Raw genomic sequence first — 15,292 nt, forward strand, 5'->3', positions numbered from 1 at the left:
GATATCGCACGCGCAGGTCATTGCAAAGCGCGTTCAGGCCGCTTCGGCTTCCAGCTCGCGCCCGGGAATCGCGGCGAGCAGCGTGCGCGTATACGGATGCCGGGGCGCGCGCCAGATGTTCTCGTGGTCGCCGCTTTCGACGATCTTGCCCTGCTGCATCACATGCACGCGGTCGGCGATGTAGCGCACCACCGAAAGATCGTGTGAGATGAAGAGCATGGAGAGCCCAAGCTCGCGCTTGAGTTCGACGAGCAGATTGAGGATCTGCGCCTGGATCGAGACGTCGAGCGCGGAAACCGGCTCGTCGCAGATCAGCAACGCGGGTTCGAGCACGAGTGCGCGCGCAATGCCAATGCGCTGACGCTGTCCGCCCGAGAATTCATGCGGAAAACGGCCAAGCGACGCCGCAGGAAGCCCCACGCGCTCCAGCACCGAGCGCACGCGAGCACGGCGCGCTGTCGCGTCGCCCACGCCGTTCACGGCCAGCACGGTTTCGAGAATGTCGCCCACCGTGCGGCGCGGATTGAGCGATGCATAGGGATCCTGAAAGACCATCTGCACCTTGCGACGCAAAGGCCGCAATGCGCGCTCGCCGAGCGCGACGAGATCGGTCCCCTCCAGCGCGATCGAGCCGTTGGCCACCGGCGTGAGGCGCATGATCGCGCGCGAAAGCGTGGACTTGCCGCAGCCCGATTCGCCCACGAGCCCCACCGTCTCGCCTCGGCCGATGTCGAACGACACGCCGTCCACGGCATGATGCGCCGGTGCGCCGTGGCGCTGCGCATACGTCACGCGCAGGTCGCGCACGGCGAGCAGCGGTGCGGCGTCGGCGGCCTGAATGCTCGACACCGCGCGTTCAGGCACCTTGCGCGGCACCACCACGAAGCCGCCTTCCTCACCGGGCCGGTCCGACGTTACGTTGTGGCGGATTTCCGGCAAGGTCCACGACTGGTAGTGCAGATCGTCGGCCAGATTGAGCGAGGCGCTCAGGAGTCCGCGCGTATAGGCATGGCGTGGATGCGCGAACAGTTCCGGCGTTGCCGCCTCCTCCACCTTGCGACCGGCCAGCATCACCGCCACGCGGTCCGCATGGTCGGCCACGACGCCCAGGTCGTGCGTGATCAGCAACAGCGACATCGAAAGCTCGCGGCGCAGCGCGTCGAGCAGTTCGAGAATGCGCGCCTGAATTGTCACGTCGAGCGCGGTGGTGGGTTCGTCGGCAATCAGCAAGCGGGGGCGGCAGGCCACCGCCATCGCGATCATCACGCGCTGGCGCTGGCCGCCCGAAAGCTCGTGCGGATAGTCGTCGAAGCGGCGCTGCGGTTCGGGAATGCGCACCAGATCGAGCAGTTCGACGGCGCGCGCGCGGGCGGCCTGGCGCGACAGCGTTTCGTGCTGGCGCAGCGTCTCCACGATCTGCGCGCCGACCGGGAGCACCGGATTGAGCGAGGTCATCGGCTCCTGAAAGATCATCGAGATCTGCCGGCCGCGCAGTGCGCGCACCGCCTTGGGCGGCAAGCCCAGCAGCTCGCGCCCCTCGAAGCGCACGCTGCCCGTCACGCGGCCGGGCTGCGCAACGAGTTGCATGAGCGAAAGCGCCGTGGCCGATTTGCCGCTGCCCGACTCGCCCACCAGTGCGAGCGTCTCGCCCGCGGCAATGTCGAAGCTCACGCCGCGCACGGCTTCGTGCGCCCCGAAATTCACGCGCAGATCGCGCACTTCAAGCAGTTGGCTCACATGACACCTTTACGATCGTTGCCGTTGACGCGGATTGAGGGCCTCGTTCAGGCCGTCGCCGAGCAGATTGAGGGCGAGCACCGCGAGCACGATGGCAGCGCCTGGAATCGCCGTGAGATACCACGCCGTGCGCAGCGAATCGCGGCCGGAGCCGATCATCGCGCCCCAGCTCACGACGTTCGGGTCGCCCATGCCGAGAAACGACAGCGACGATTCGATCAGGATGGCGCTCGCCACCATCACCGAGGCGGTGACGATCACGGGCGGCAACGCGTTGGGCAGAATCTCGCCAAAAATGATGCGCGTGTTGCCGAACCCCTGGCTGCGCGCCGCGAGCACGAAGTCCGAGCGCCGCAGCGTGCGGAATTCCGCGCGCACGATGCGCGCGACCGTGGGCCACGAGGCAATGCCGATGGCGAGCGCGATCACCACCACGTTGGGCCGCCCGATCGCCACGAGCACGATCACCAGCAAAAAGGACGGCACGGTCTGGAACAGTTCGGTCACGCGCACCAGCGCGTCGTCGATCAGGCCTCCGAAATAGCCGCCGATGGCGCCGACCAGCGTGCCGATCACGAGCCCGATGCCGGCCGAGGCCGCGCCGATCAGCAGCGACACGCGCGCGCCATGCGCCACGCCCGCCGCCACATCGCGCCCGAGCGAGTCGGTGCCAAGCAGGAATTGCGGGTCGCTGCCCGGCCACTCGAACGGGCCGCCCACCATGTCGAGCGGGTCGCCGGGGTAGAGCCGCGGTGCGAGCACCGCAAGCAGCACGAACGCAGCGAGCAGCACGAGACCGGCGCACGCAGAAGGATTGCACAACAGCGCGCGCCAGAAAGCGCGACCGCCGCGCCGCGCGGCGGCACCCCCGGCATCGCCGCCGCGGCGGCCAAGCAGCGCGAACGCCAGTTGACGCCGCCACGACGAACCTTCGCTCGCGGCGGCGCGCGGCGCCTGAACCGGCAGATCCGGCGATTCGAAACTCATTGGGGTTCCTCCGTGAAGGCGTCGCCGAGGCTGCGCCGCGGCGACGCAACTGATTCAACCTACGCGCGGATCGAGCCACGCCTGTAGCAGATCGACGAGAACGTTCGCGACGATGACGAGCAGCGACGACAACAGCAGCACGCCCAGCAGCACGCTGAAATCGCGCGCCAGCACCGCATCGAGCGCGAGGCGGCCGAGCCCCGGCCAGCTGAACACCGTCTCCGTCACGGCCGCGCCGCCCAGCAGCGTGCCGAAATGCAGCCCCACGAGCGTGGTGAGCGGCATCAGCGCGTTGCGCAGCACGTGGCGCACCGTCACGCGCCAGGGACTCAGCCCCTTGGCCTGCGCCGTGCGCACGAAATCCTGACGCTGCACTTCGATCATCGCCGCGCGCGTGATACGTGCGTAGATCGCCACGAAGAAGGTGGCAAGGGTCGCCGCCGGCAGCAGCACATGCCTCGCGATATCGGCGGCGTAAGCGAAGCCGTGCAGGTTCGCTCCGATCGTGACGTTGCCGCCGCTCGGCAGCCAGCCCAGCCGCACCGCGAACAGAATGATGGCGAGCAGGCCGATCCAGAAGCCCGGCGTCGAATAGAACAGCAGCGCGAACACCGAGAGCACGCGGTCCGGCCACTTGCCCGCCCAGTGCGCCATCACGGCGCCCAGCACCACGCCCGCCACGAGCGCGAGCGAAAGCGCCACGCCCATCAGCAGCAAGGTGTTGGGCAGCCGCGAGAGGATCAGTTGCATCACGGGCATGTCGTAGCGCGGCGAATAGCCGAGGCTGAAATGCGCGAGATGCTTCAGATAGGTCCATAGCTGCACGAGCACGGGCTGGTCGAGCCCGAACTTCGCGCGCAGCAGGGTCATCGTTTCCGTCGTCGCGGAGCCGGCTTCACCGGCGATCACGTCGGCGGCGTCGCCCGGCATCAGCTTGAGCAGGAAGAAGTTGAGGATCACGATGCCGAGCACCGTGGGCAGCGCCTGCCAGGCGGTGCGGCGCAGGATCGTTTGCCAGCGGGCGCTTCGGCTCATCGTCGGGCTCCGTTACTCGTTGATGCGCATTTCAGGCACTCAGCCAGACATCGGCGAAGTTGCCCTCCAGACCTTGCGCGCTCACTGTGTGATCGTGCACGCGGCGGTTGGCGAGCGTGACCATGCGCGGCGCGACGAGGTTGAGGATCGGCAGATCGCGATAAACGGTCTGCTGGAACTGCTTGTAAAGGACCACGCGGCGGTTTTCGTCGATCTCGACCGAGGCGGCTTCGAGCAAGCGGTCCGCTTCCGCGCTGCTGTAATGCGGCGCGTTCGAAAACGGCACGCCGGGCCGGATATTCTTCGACCAGTAAAGACGCTGCACGCCCACGGCCGGATCGAACAGCGTGTTCACGCCGATGCTCGTGAAGTCGAACTGGCGGTCGGCATAGACGCGCTTGAGGAACGACGGCAGATCCTGCGCACGTACCGTGACGTCGATCCCCACGCGCGCGAGCGCCGACTTCACGTAGCCCGCCTGGCGCTGGTACATGTCGCCGTACGGCAGGTAATCGTGCGTCAGCTTGAAGCGCACGCCGTCCGCGCCGCGCGGCTTGCCTGCTGCATCGAGCAGCGCCTCGGCGGCCTGCGGGTCGAACGCGTAAGGCGCGAGCTGTGCGTCGTGATACGGCGAAGCGGGCGTGATGGGCGTGGGCGAGACGTCGGCGTAACCGTAGGCCACGGTCTTTTGCACGACCTGCGGGTTGATCGCGTGCGCAATGGCCTGGCGCACGCGCTGGTCCTTGAGCACCGGATGATCGAGATTGAAGTCGATCTCCGCGAGCGGTTCGAGAAAGCGGTAGCCACGCGTTTCCGTCGTGAGCTGCGGCAGTTGCGTGAGGCGCGGCAAGTCGGTGAGCGGCACGGGGTTCTCGCCGCCCAGATCGAGCGCGCCCGTTTCGAACGCCGCCGAGCGCGCGGCCGGATCGGGAATGACCTTGTAGACGAGCGCGTCGATATACGGCTTGCCCGCATCCCAGTAGTCGGGATTGCGTTCGTAGACGATGCTCGCGCCGCGCGTCCACGACTTGAAGCGAAACGGCCCGGTGCCGATTGGCGCGTTGTTGTGCGGGTTGGTGAGCGGATCGCCCGTGGCGTACAGGTGCTTCGGCACGATCGGCGACTCGCCCGCCGAAAGCGCCTTGATGAGAAATGGCGCGGGCTTCGACAACTCGATGATGGCCGTATTCGCGTCGGGCGTCTGCACCTTTGTCACGTTCGCAAAGGTGCTGCGCCCGCGCGGGTGAATCGCCCTGAGCAGTTCCACCGAGAACGCCACGTCGGCGGACGTGAAAGGCTGGCCATCGTGCCAGCGTACGTTCGGCCGCAGCTTGAACGTGTAGCGCAACCCATCGGGGCTCACGGTCCAGGCGGTCGCGAGTTGCGGCTGCGGACGCAGGTCGAAGTCATAGGCGAGCAGCCCTTCCAGCACTTTCGAGCTCGCGGCGAGCGCCGGTCCCGTGGTCTGGAAGATCGACACCAGCACGGGCGGCTCGGGATTGATCAATACGTTCAGCGTGCCGCCGCGCTTGCGCGCAACGGCGTCCTGGGCGCGGGCAAGCGCGGGAAACCCCGCCGTGGCGGCGGCCGCGCCGCTTGCAACAAGAAAGGCTCGACGGGTCAAACGTGACATGCTGATGCGTTCCGATTTCGATGAGGCCGGGCGTGGCGATCTGCCAGAGCCGGTAAATTCGCGCCGTGGCGACAGATCTGCAATCGTAGCAACGGCCCTCTCACGCGCTAACCAAGCGATGCTGCTAACCATATGACCCGGCACGCCCAACGGTGAATGCAGCCGGGCGCCGCCTCAATTGGAAAGCAGAAAAGCTTCTTTGTTATTCGCCCGCGCGGCGTGTTTAATTCATCGATCCACCCGCAAGGCGCCCTGCGCCGCAACGAACCTCCAAGGTGTCCGTCTTGAGCGAAACTTCTGTGGCTCCCGTGGCGCAGCCGCACGCATCGTCTGCCGTTTCTTCCCGCGCATCGACGCCCTTCGTTCCCGTGGCCTCTCCCGCCGCCTTTGCCGACAGCCCGGCGGCGCGCGCGTTCGCGCAGCCGCTCATGCTCGGCCTGTTCCTGCCGATCCAGGCGGGCGGCTGGAGCGCCTCCACGCTGCCGCGCGGCACCGACTGGTCGTTCGACTACAATGCCGCGCTCGTGCAGAAGTGCGAAACGCTCGGCTTCGATCTCGTCTTCGCCCTGTCGCAATGGCTGCCAAAAGGCGGCTATGGCGGCGTATTCGACGGCCAGGCGCTCGACTCCTTCATGACGCTGGCCGCGCTCACCGCACGCACCGAGCGCATCATCCTCGCCGCCACGACGCATGTGCTCTACGGCCCGTGGCACCCGCTGCACTTCGCGAAGTTCACCGCCACGCTGGACCACATCTCGCGCGGCCGCTGGGCCATTAACGTGGTCACGGGGCACCGCGCGGTCGAACACGAAATGTTCGGCTGGAACCGCATCGAGCACGACCGGCGCTATGACATGGCGGCCGAATTCCTCGACGCCGTTCAACAGTTGTGGGCGCAACCGGATAACTTCAGCTTCGAGCCGGAACTGTCGAGCTGGCGACTGCAAGGCGCGTTCGTCACGCCCAAGCCGCGCTACGGACGCCCGCTGCTCATCAATGCGACGGGCTCCGACGCGGGCATCGATTTTGCGGCCCGCTACTCCGACGTGGTGTTCATCACGAGCCCGGCGGGCCCGCAGATCGATCGCGCGCTGGAGGCGTTGCCCGCGCACACCGCGCGCGTGAAGGCCGCCGCGCGCGCGTATGGGCGCGAGGTGCGCACGCTGATCAATCCGATGGTGATCTGCCGCGAGACGTCCGCCGAGGCGCACGCCTATCACGACGCCATCGTCGCGCACGCCGACGAAGGGAGCTTTCATCGCTTCGACAGCGACGCGCATGCGTGGCGCGGCGGTTTCGAGGATCGCGCGAAGGCGGCCTCGCGCGCGGTGGGCGGCAACATCACGATCGTGGGCTCGCCCGAAGAGGTGGCCGGGAAGATCGTCAAGCTGCACGCAGCGGGCATCAACGGCGTGCAGTTGAGTTTCTTCGATTTTCAGCCCGACCTCGACTTCTTCGGCGAGCGTGTGCTGCCTTTGCTGCACGAAGCCGGGCTGCGCCGCTAGGCGCAGGTTGCAGCGGTTACGGAATCGCGGCCTCGCGCACGCCCGGCCGCTCCAGCCCGAGATGCGAACGCAGGGTATTGCCTTCGTATTCGGTTCGAAAGAGGCCCCGCCGTTGCAGGATCGGCACCACGCCGTCCACGAACGCCTCCAGCCCGTCCGGCAGCGCGTCGGGCATGAGGTTGAAGCCGTCGGCGGCCTCGCCCTTGAACCAGTGCTCGATATCGTCGGCGACTTGCTCAGGCGTGCCAACGATCACGCGATGCCCGCCCCCTCCCGCGAGCGAACGGATCAACTCGCGCACCGTGTGGCCGCCGCGCCGCGCCTCGGCAATCGTGGCATGGAAGAATGTGTGGTTGCCGTTGCCGCCGTTGGGCAGCGCGAGATGCTCGGGCAGCCGCGCGTCGAGTTCGAGTTGATCGGCCGAAATGCCCAGCGTACCGGCAAGGCGCGTGAGGCTGTAGCGCCACGGAATCTGCTCAACGAGTTCGTCGCGCCGCCGCAGCGCCTCAGCCTCGGTCGCGCCGATGATGGTCGTGAGGCCCGCGAGCACCTGCACGCCCTGCGGCCGGCCGTAGGCGGCGGCGCGCGCGTTGAGATCGCGCCGGTACGCCGCGGATTCCTCGAACGATTGCGACGCGGAAAACACAGCCTCCGCATGGCGCGCCGCGAGATCGCGGCCGTCGCCCGAGCCGCCCGCCTGCACGAGCACCGGATGCCCCTGCGGCGGACGTGGCAGATTCAGCGGCCCCTGCACCTTGAAAAAGCGGCCATCGTGCTCGACGGGACGCACTTTCGTCACGTCGATGAAGCGGCCGCTCGCCTTGTCGCCAACAAAGGCGTCGTCGTCCCAGCTATCCCAAAGCGCCTTGACGAGTTCCGTGAACTCGGCCGCGCGCGCATAGCGTTGCGCGTGATCGGGCACCACGTCGTGGCCGAAGTTGCGCGCCGAGGGCAGATCGGCCGTCGTCACCACATTCCAGCCCGCGCGCCCACGGCTCACGTGATCGAGCGTGGCGAAGCGGCGCGCGATGTTATAGGGCTCGTTGTAGCTCGTCGAAGCCGTACCGATCACGCCGATATGCGTGGTCGCCGCCGCGATGCTGGCCAGCAGCACCGTGGGTTCGAGCGCAGTGATCGGGCGGAAGTCGATCTGGTCGATGATCGCCGCGTTGTCGGCGAGAAACACAGCGTCGAGCTTGCCGCGTTCGGCCAGTTGCGCGACGCGCACGTAATGCGCGACGTCCACGAATGCGCGAGGATCGGCATCGTCCAGACGCCACGCCGACGGCACGAAGCCCGAGTGCAGGATATTGATGTTCAAATGCAGGCGCCGCGGCGCGGCGCCTGCCGAGGTTCGGCTCATCTCGTAGGCACTCCTCAAATCAGGATCGACGCGACCGGCACGGGCCGCGCTTCGTTTAACGGGGTTTCAGAACACGCGGCCTTCGGTGAGGTGCGTCGTCACGCCGTTCAAGGCATAGTCGCCCACCACCCGCGCCTTGTGCAGCAGCGGGTTGTGACTGAAGATCGTGCGCAGGTTGCGCCAGTGCCGGTCGAAATTGTGCGCGCGCGACGTGGCCGACGCGCCGCCCGCTTCGAACAGCCGCTCCGCGGCTTCGAGCGCCAGCTTGCTCACCACGAGCTGCGTGCGCGCCGTCGCCAGCGCCCCTTCCAGCACGAGCGATTCCGCATCCGCCGCACCCGCGCGAATGGCTTGCGCCGAGCGGTCGAGCGCGCGGGCGTTTTCGCGCACCAGCGCGTCGATCGCATGGCTATGCGCGGTGAGCGTGCCGACCACCTGCTGGATGAACGCGTCCTCACGCGCGGTAGGCGCGGTGCTATGCAGCACGGGACGCCCGTGCTCCACCACGTAACGCTTCGCGTCGGCAACCACGTTGCGCACGATGCCCGCGGCCACCGTCACGAGATGCAGTTGCCGCAGCGCGCCGCCGTGGCGGCCCGCGAGCGTGGTCAGGCCGCGCTCGGTGATTTCGTCGGCGCGCACCAGCAGATTCTCGAACACGAGACTGCCGCTCGCCGTCATGCGCTGGCCCATGCCGTCCCAGTCGTCGAGCACCGTGAGCCCTTCGCGCCGCACCGGCACGACGGCCACCACCGGGCGGCCCTCGTCGTTCAGCACGCTCAGGCGCGCATAGTCGGAAAAGGCCGTGCCGGTTGAATAGTATTTGCGGCCGTCGAGCCGGTAATGCTCGCCGTCGCGCCGCAGCGCCGTGGTGTGTTCGCCGGGGCGCGACGTGCCCAGTTCGGTCGAGGCGCCGCCGAAGATCGCGCCTTCAATTACGCGCTGAATCTGCAAATCGTTGAACGGCGTGCGAGCCGAAAGGAGCAGCGCTTCGGTCTGGTCGTAGTGAATGCGCAGTGCATGCGCGAGATTGCTGTCCGCTGCCGCCAGCGTCGCGATCACTTCGAACTCGTCCACGAGCGAGCCGCCCAGGCCGCCCCATTCCACCGGCAGCCGCAAACGCCCGAGCCCGGAGCGCCGGAACGCTTCGAAGCCCTCGAAGGGCAATTCGCGCCGTCCTTCGCGCGCGGCCGCATCCTGGCCGATGATCGTCGCGAGCGAGGGCAAATCGGCGAGCGCATCCTGCAATGACGAAGCGGCGGCGCGATCGCGCACCGGAAGCTGAGTGGGAAGAGCGGACATCGAATTTTCCTTGTTGTCAGGCCCGCGAATCGTCAGGACTCACGGACGGCCGCACGGCGTTTTGCCAAAAGGAAAAGTATAGGGAGTGCATGGCCCGCGCCTAACCACGGATTTCGCATTTTGTTATTCGCCTGTCTGCGTTGGTGGGTCATGGGTCGGCATGACGTACAGTCGGGCAGCACGACATTGCCGCAAAAGCAAACCATGCCCATGCATGGACCGATTTCACTTTTCGTTCTTTGACCCTGCGGCAAGCGCTTGCCGATAATCGTCTGCTCCACGTTGCCTGCGCAGAGCTTGCGCGCGGTGCGTCCACTCGCGACCCAGGAATCATCATGACGCTTCTCTGGTACACCCGTTGCCCCGCGCCGACCCCATTCGGCATTGCCGCGCAGCAAGGCTTGCTGCAAGAGGAATTCGCCACCGACGGCATTGAAGTGAAGGCGTTGCAGGACGCCGACGACCCCGCCATCCGTCGCTCGCATTTCACGCACACGCAGCCGTGGTCGTTCCGGCAGGGCGGCAACATACCGGCGCTGTGGGCGCGCGCGCAAGGCAGCGACACGCGGCTTATCGGCATAAGCTGGGTCGACGAGTTCCAGGCGCTCATCACGCTCGATCCGCAGCTTAAGGCAACGCGCGCTTCGCTCGCCGGTCGTCGCTTCGGATTACCGATCAATACGGCCGCCGAAGTGGTCGATTTTCACCGCGCCACCGCACTGCGCGGTTTCCACACGTTGCTCGAAGCCATCGGCGTCTCGCCCGCCGACGTGGAGCTTGTCGATCTGCCGCACGCGCCCCGCGGCCTCGCCCATGCCAAGGCGCAGGACACCGCACCGCTCGCCGAGTGGCTCGATACCCAGCGCGCCCACGAATTTTCGCGCGAGGCGGCGGCCCTCCTGCGCGGCGAAGCCGACGTGGTGTTCGTCAAGGGCGCGACGGGCCTCGACATCGCCAACGTCCTCGGCGCGCGCGTGCTGATCGACATCAGCGCGCATCCCGATCGCCGCGCGCACGCCAACAACGGCACGCCACGGCCGCTCACGGTCGATGCGCAACTGCTGCGCGAACGGCCCGATCTCGTCGAACGCGTGCTCGCGCGTACGCTCGACGTCGCCGCGTGGGCCGGCGCGCACCCCGGCGAGGTCACACGCTATGTCGGGCGCGAAGTGCGCAGCGCCGAGCACTGGGTCACACGGGCGTATCCGGCCGGGCTGCACCGGCAACTGGACATCGGCCTCGACGCCGCCGCGCTCGACGCGCTGGCGCACTTCAAGCACTTCCTTTTCGAGCACGGATTCATCCCGACCGATTTCGACTTCGCGCAATGGGTCGAGCCCGCACCGCTCGAAGCGGCGCTCGCGCGTCGCGCGCAGCGCGCCGCCGCCATCGCCGCCTAGTTCGACCCATCGACAACACTCATGAAGCGCTGCCCGCCAGCGCGCCTTTTTCCGCTGATCGCCTTGGTCGAACCGATGATTCCTGCCCTCCTGCTCACGGCGCGCCGCCGTGTCTTCCTGATGCTCGTGGTCACGGCGAGCGTACTCGCGCATGTGGCCGCGCACGCGCAAACGCGCGGCGGCACGCTCAATTTCGTGGTGACGCCGGAGCCGACGGCGCTCGTGGATGTCGCGACCACCGCCGTGAATGTCCTCAAGGTCAGCCCGAAAGTGATCGAAGGGCTGCTCGATTACGACTTCGACCTGAAGCCCAAGCCGCTGCTCGCCACCTCATGGGACATCGAGGACGGCGGCCGCCGTTATGTGTTTCATCTGCGGCACGGCGTGAAATGGCATGACGGTGCGCCGTTCACGTCGGCGGACGTGGCGTGGTCCATCGAAGCGCTACGCAAGGTGCATCCGCGTGCACGCACGACGTTCGCGACCCTGAGCGCCATCGCCACGCCCGACCCTTATACGGTCGTGCTCACGCTCAGCGAGCCCGCGCCGTGGCTGATCCGCGCGTTCTCGGCCTCGGAAACGCCGATCCTGCCCAGGCACCTCTACGAGGGCAAGGACGTGCTCGCCAATCCGGCCAACAACGCGCCCATCGGCACGGGACCGTTCCGCTTCGTCAAATGGGTGCGCGGCAGTTACATCGAATATGCGCGCAACGACGACTACTGGAACCCCGGCAAGCCGTATCTGGACCGCATCATCGTCAAGATCATCGCCGACCCGGCCGCGCGCGCGGTGGCGTTCGAAGACGGTTCGGTCGATATCGGCGGCGATACGCCCGTACCGCTCGGCGACCTCGATCGTCTGAAGGCCAATCCGAAGCTCGGCATCGAAACGCGCGGCTACGAGTTCCAGGCGGGCGTGCAGCGCATCGAGTTCAATCTCGACAACCCCGTGCTCAAGCAGTTGAAGGTGCGCCAGGCGATTGCCTCGGCCATCGACCGCGAGGTGATCCGCAAGATCATCTACTACGGCTATGCCACGCCGACCGCGAGCCCGCTGATGCCGTCGAACCCCTACTACGACGCGACGCCCTCGCCTTACCCGTTCGACATCGCGCGCGCGAACCGCCTGCTCGACGAGGCCGGTTATCCGCGCAAGGCCGACGGCACGCGCTTCGCGCTCACGCTCGACCCGCTGCCGATTGGCGACCTGCCCGCGCGCACGGGCGAGTACATCAAGTCGGCGCTCGCCCGCGTGGGGATCGCCGTGACGATCCGCAACCAGGATCTCGCCGCTTATCTGAAGCGCGTCTACACCGACCGGCAGTTCGATTTCACGGCGAACGGCATGAGCAATCTGTTCGATCCGGTGGTGGGCGTGGCGCGCTTGTACACGACCGACAACTTCCGCCCCGGCGTGCCCTTCACCAACGGCTCGCACTACAGCAATCCGCAAATCGACAGCCTCTTTGCACAAGCCGCGCGAGAAAGCGACGAAACGAAGCGCAAGCAGCAGTTCGCGCAAATCCAGCGCATTCTGGAGCGCGACCTGCCCGACCTGAATCTCGTCTCGCCGCAATGGATCACGCTCGCCGCGAAGCGCGTGCACGACCACACCATTTCACCCGACGGCACGGCCGCGAGTTTCGCCGATGTCTGGCTTTCGCACTAGGCGTGCACACGTCACCCTGCTTGAACGACTCAAGGAAGATTCAAGGAAAATTCATGGAATACCGGCAACTTGGCCATAGCGGCCTGAAAATCTCCACGCTCACGCTCGGCACGATGATGTTCGGCGGACAAACCGACGAGGCCACCGCCGAACGCATCATCGGCGCGGCGCAGGAGCAAGGCGTGAATTCGATCGATACCGCCGACGTCTACCATCAGGGCGAATCGGAACGCGTGGTCGGCCGCCATATTGCCCGGCAGCGCGATCGCTGGGTGCTCGCCACCAAGTTCGGCAACCCGTTCGACTTCACGCCGGGCGGCGGACGCGATGTCAACGCGGCGGGCGCCACGCGCAAGCACGTGATCCGCGCCGTCGAAGCGAGCCTCGCGCGCCTGAACACCGATTATCTGGACCTCGTGTATCTGCATCGCGAGGACCATCACACGCCGGTCGAGGAAACCGTGCGCGCGCTGGGCGATCTCATCGCGGCCGGCAAGCTGCGCCACTATGGTCTGTCGAATCATCGCGCGTGGCGCATTGCCGAGTTCAGCCGCGTGGCCGATTTGCTGGGCGTGCCGCGCCCCGTGGCGAGCCAGCCGCTCTACAACCTCGCCAATCGCCAGGTCGAAGCGGAGCAATTGAGCGCCGCCTGGCACTATGGCCTTGGCGTGATCTCGTACAGCCCGCTTGCGCGCGGCGTGCTGACCGCCAAGTACGAACCCGGCGCACAGCCCGGCGCCGACACGCGCGCGGGACGCCAGGACCGCCGCCTGAGCGAAACCGAATGGCGGCCGGAGACGATCGAACTCGCGCGGCGCGTCGAGGCGCATGCGCGCTCGCGCAATCTCACTGCCGCGCAGTTCGCGCTGGCGTGGGTGCTCAACAGCCGCTATATCACCTCGGCCATCGCGGGCCCGCGCACCGAGGCGCAATGGCGCGACTACCTGCCCACGCTCCAGTACCGACTCGATTCGGATGACGAAGCATTCGTCGATTCACTGGTTGCGAGCGGCCATCCGTCGACACCGGGCTTCAACGACCCCGGCCATCCGTTCTTCGGGCGGCTCGTGCGTCATGGCGCCCCGCAGGACGCCCGCGCGCCGGGCGGCGAACGTTAACCGGCCAACGCCAAGGGAGCGCACCGTGAACGCATTCACTCCGGACGCCGCGCTCGCGCGCGACGACGATCAGGCCGCCACACTGGTCGAACGCGCCGTGCTGCTCGGCCGCGCCTTCGCCGCCGTGGCCGACGAACATGACCGTAACGCCACCGCGCCGCTCGATCAGTTCCGCGCATTGCGCGAAGCCGGTTTGCTGCGCGCGAACATTGCGCGCAGCGATGGCGGCTACGGCGCGGGGCTGGCGCTCTCGCGCGCCATTGTCGCGGAGATCGCCTATGGCGATCCATCCGTCGCGCTCATTCTCTCGATGCACTACAGCCAGCACGCCATGATCGTGCGCGACGCGCGCGAACACACGGGCAACTGGCCCGCGGCGCTCGCGCGGCGTCTCACGCGTGCCAGCGTGGAAGGCCGCGCGCTCGTCAACGCGGCGCAGGTCGAGCCCGCGCTCGGCTCGCCCTCGCATGGCGGCCTGCCCGAAACGCTCGCGCGCCGCGAAGGCGACGCATGGCGCATCACGGGGCACAAGCTCTATGTGACGGGCGCGCCCTTGCTTACGTGGATCAACGTGCTGGCCCGCACCGACGAGCCGGAGCCGCGACTCGGCCACTTTCTCGTACCGCGCGAGGCGGCGGGCGTGCGCATCGTGGAGACCTGGGACCCGCTCGGCATGCGGGCCACGGCGAGTCACGACGTGGTGTTCACGGACGTGGCGATTCCCGTTGACGATGTCGTCGGGCTGAAGCCCGCGCATCTAGGCGTGCAGCGCGATCCGCACGCCACGGCGTGGTACTTCAGCCTGGTCGGCACGGTCTACGACGGCGCGGCGCGCGCCGCCCGCGACTGGCTGCTCGCTTTCCTCAACGAGCGCAAGCCGGGGGCGCTCGGCGGGGCGTCGCTCGCCACCGTGCCCATCGTGCAGGAAAGCGTGGGGCGCATCGACATGCTGCTGACGGCCAACGACTGGCTGTTGCGCACGCACGCCGATGCGATCGACGCGGGCACCGCGCCCGCCGAACTCTCCGCCGTGATCAAGCATACCGTCGTGGACAACGCCATCGCGGCCGTGGACGTCGCGCTGGAACTCGCGGGCAATCACGGCATCGCGCGCCACAATCCGCTCGAACGCCATCACCGCAATGTGCAGTGCGCGCGCATTCACGCGCCGTCCAACAGCTTGCTGCGTACGATGGCCGCGCGTCGCGCGCTGGGCGTGTAAAAGCCTGAGAAAGAGAAAGCGCCCCGGCGTGCGCGCCGGGGCGCTGGATTCAATGGATTCGCTGGATAAGACTAGCCGCCGCGCCGGCGGCCGGCCGCCTGGCCGCGCTGATCGATCCACAGCCGCGCCCAGCGCGACGCATACGCAATGGCGTGATCGGGCTCGAAAAAATAATCGAGCGCTTCGAAAGAAAACGACGACTCAAGCGCCGGCGACCCGTTCTCGATGGTCAGGTTCGCCGCGTAGAGTCCGCTTGGCAGCGCGTGCGCGGACGGTTCGACGTTGTATCCCTTGTATCGCATGTAGGTTCCCGTTCAAT

At 67.2% G+C, this 15,292-nt stretch carries 12 protein-coding genes; 5 read left to right on the forward strand and 7 right to left on the reverse strand.

Going from position 1 to position 15,292, the window contains the following annotated elements:
- Positions 1–33: 33 nt before the first annotated feature.
- From C7402_RS21245 to C7402_RS21260, 4 genes are read right to left on the reverse strand one after another with little or no spacing between them, the layout of a single operon-like run.
- Entirely contained in the window at positions 34–1,737 is a 1,704-nt protein-coding gene (locus tag C7402_RS21245; protein ID WP_116611975.1) for an ABC transporter ATP-binding protein, read from the reverse strand.
- A 9-nt stretch (positions 1,738–1,746) separates the two neighbouring features.
- Positions 1,747–2,724, reverse strand: coding sequence for an ABC transporter permease (locus C7402_RS21250; RefSeq protein ID WP_116611976.1), 978 nt, complete (start codon positions 2,722–2,724; stop codon positions 1,747–1,749).
- Positions 2,725–2,778: 54 nt separating this feature from the next.
- A complete protein-coding gene (locus C7402_RS21255) occupies positions 2,779–3,759 on the reverse strand; it encodes an ABC transporter permease (RefSeq protein ID WP_112171759.1) in 981 nt (326 codons plus the stop codon).
- 31 nt (positions 3,760–3,790) lie between these two features.
- Positions 3,791–5,392, reverse strand: a complete 1,602-nt coding sequence (locus tag C7402_RS21260; RefSeq protein WP_116611977.1) for an ABC transporter substrate-binding protein — start codon at positions 5,390–5,392, stop codon at positions 3,791–3,793.
- Positions 5,393–5,700: 308 nt separating this feature from the next.
- Here C7402_RS21260 and C7402_RS21265 point away from each other — a divergent pair, with 308 nt between their 5' ends.
- Positions 5,701–6,897, forward strand: a complete 1,197-nt coding sequence (locus C7402_RS21265; RefSeq protein ID WP_224043209.1) for an LLM class flavin-dependent oxidoreductase — start codon at positions 5,701–5,703, stop codon at positions 6,895–6,897.
- A gap of 16 nt (positions 6,898–6,913) precedes the next feature.
- Here C7402_RS21265 and C7402_RS21270 read toward each other — a convergent pair whose 3' ends face one another.
- Positions 6,914–8,260 (reverse strand): LLM class flavin-dependent oxidoreductase, encoded by a 1,347-nt coding sequence (locus C7402_RS21270; RefSeq protein ID WP_116611978.1) that lies wholly within the window; start codon positions 8,258–8,260, stop codon positions 6,914–6,916.
- Between the two features lie 66 nt (positions 8,261–8,326).
- On the reverse strand, positions 8,327–9,562 hold the full coding sequence (locus C7402_RS21275; protein WP_112171756.1) for an acyl-CoA dehydrogenase family protein: 1,236 nt from the start codon (positions 9,560–9,562) through the stop codon (positions 8,327–8,329).
- A 335-nt stretch (positions 9,563–9,897) separates the two neighbouring features.
- Here C7402_RS21275 and C7402_RS21280 point away from each other — a divergent pair, with 335 nt between their 5' ends.
- From C7402_RS21280 to C7402_RS21295, 4 genes are all read left to right on the forward strand, one after another.
- Complete coding sequence (locus tag C7402_RS21280; protein ID WP_116611979.1) at positions 9,898–10,962, forward strand: ABC transporter substrate-binding protein; 1,065 nt, start codon at positions 9,898–9,900, stop codon at positions 10,960–10,962.
- Positions 10,963–11,082: 120 nt separating this feature from the next.
- Positions 11,083–12,633: an ABC transporter substrate-binding protein gene (locus C7402_RS21285; RefSeq protein WP_425273793.1), complete on the forward strand. Its 1,551-nt coding sequence runs from the start codon at positions 11,083–11,085 to the stop codon at positions 12,631–12,633.
- 53 nt (positions 12,634–12,686) lie between these two features.
- Positions 12,687–13,751, forward strand: a complete 1,065-nt coding sequence (locus C7402_RS21290) for an aldo/keto reductase (protein WP_116611980.1) — start codon at positions 12,687–12,689, stop codon at positions 13,749–13,751.
- Between the two features lie 25 nt (positions 13,752–13,776).
- Complete coding sequence (locus tag C7402_RS21295) at positions 13,777–14,973, forward strand: acyl-CoA dehydrogenase family protein (protein WP_244314897.1); 1,197 nt, start codon at positions 13,777–13,779, stop codon at positions 14,971–14,973.
- Between the two features lie 71 nt (positions 14,974–15,044).
- On the opposite strand, the gene C7402_RS21300 is transcribed toward C7402_RS21295, so the two are convergent.
- Entirely contained in the window at positions 15,045–15,275 is a 231-nt protein-coding gene (locus C7402_RS21300) for a hypothetical protein (protein ID WP_116611982.1), read from the reverse strand.
- Between the last annotated feature and the right edge of the window lie 17 nt (positions 15,276–15,292).

The sequence above is a fragment of the Paraburkholderia unamae genome (assembly GCF_003096875.1).
In the GTDB taxonomy this organism is placed as follows: Bacteria; Pseudomonadota; Gammaproteobacteria; order Burkholderiales; family Burkholderiaceae; genus Paraburkholderia; species Paraburkholderia unamae.

Bases quoted from the DNA above. Each gene is read 5' to 3' on its own strand.
- C7402_RS21250 (WP_116611976.1), bottom strand. From the start codon at position 2,724: ATGAGTTTCGAATCGCCGGATCTGCCGGTTCAGGCGCCGCGCGCCGCC.
- C7402_RS21255 (WP_112171759.1), bottom strand. From the start codon at position 3,759: ATGAGCCGAAGCGCCCGCTGGCAAACGATCCTGCGCCGCACCGCCTGG.
- C7402_RS21260 (WP_116611977.1), bottom strand. From the start codon at position 5,392: ATGTCACGTTTGACCCGTCGAGCCTTTCTTGTTGCAAGCGGCGCGGCC.
- C7402_RS21270 (WP_116611978.1), bottom strand. From the start codon at position 8,260: ATGAGCCGAACCTCGGCAGGCGCCGCGCCGCGGCGCCTGCATTTGAAC.
- C7402_RS21275 (WP_112171756.1), bottom strand. From the start codon at position 9,562: ATGTCCGCTCTTCCCACTCAGCTTCCGGTGCGCGATCGCGCCGCCGCT.
- C7402_RS21280 (WP_116611979.1), top strand. From the start codon at position 9,898: ATGACGCTTCTCTGGTACACCCGTTGCCCCGCGCCGACCCCATTCGGC.
- C7402_RS21285 (WP_425273793.1), top strand. From the start codon at position 11,083: ATGCTCGTGGTCACGGCGAGCGTACTCGCGCATGTGGCCGCGCACGCG.
- C7402_RS21290 (WP_116611980.1), top strand. From the start codon at position 12,687: ATGGAATACCGGCAACTTGGCCATAGCGGCCTGAAAATCTCCACGCTC.
- C7402_RS21300 (WP_116611982.1), bottom strand. From the start codon at position 15,275: ATGCGATACAAGGGATACAACGTCGAACCGTCCGCGCACGCGCTGCCA.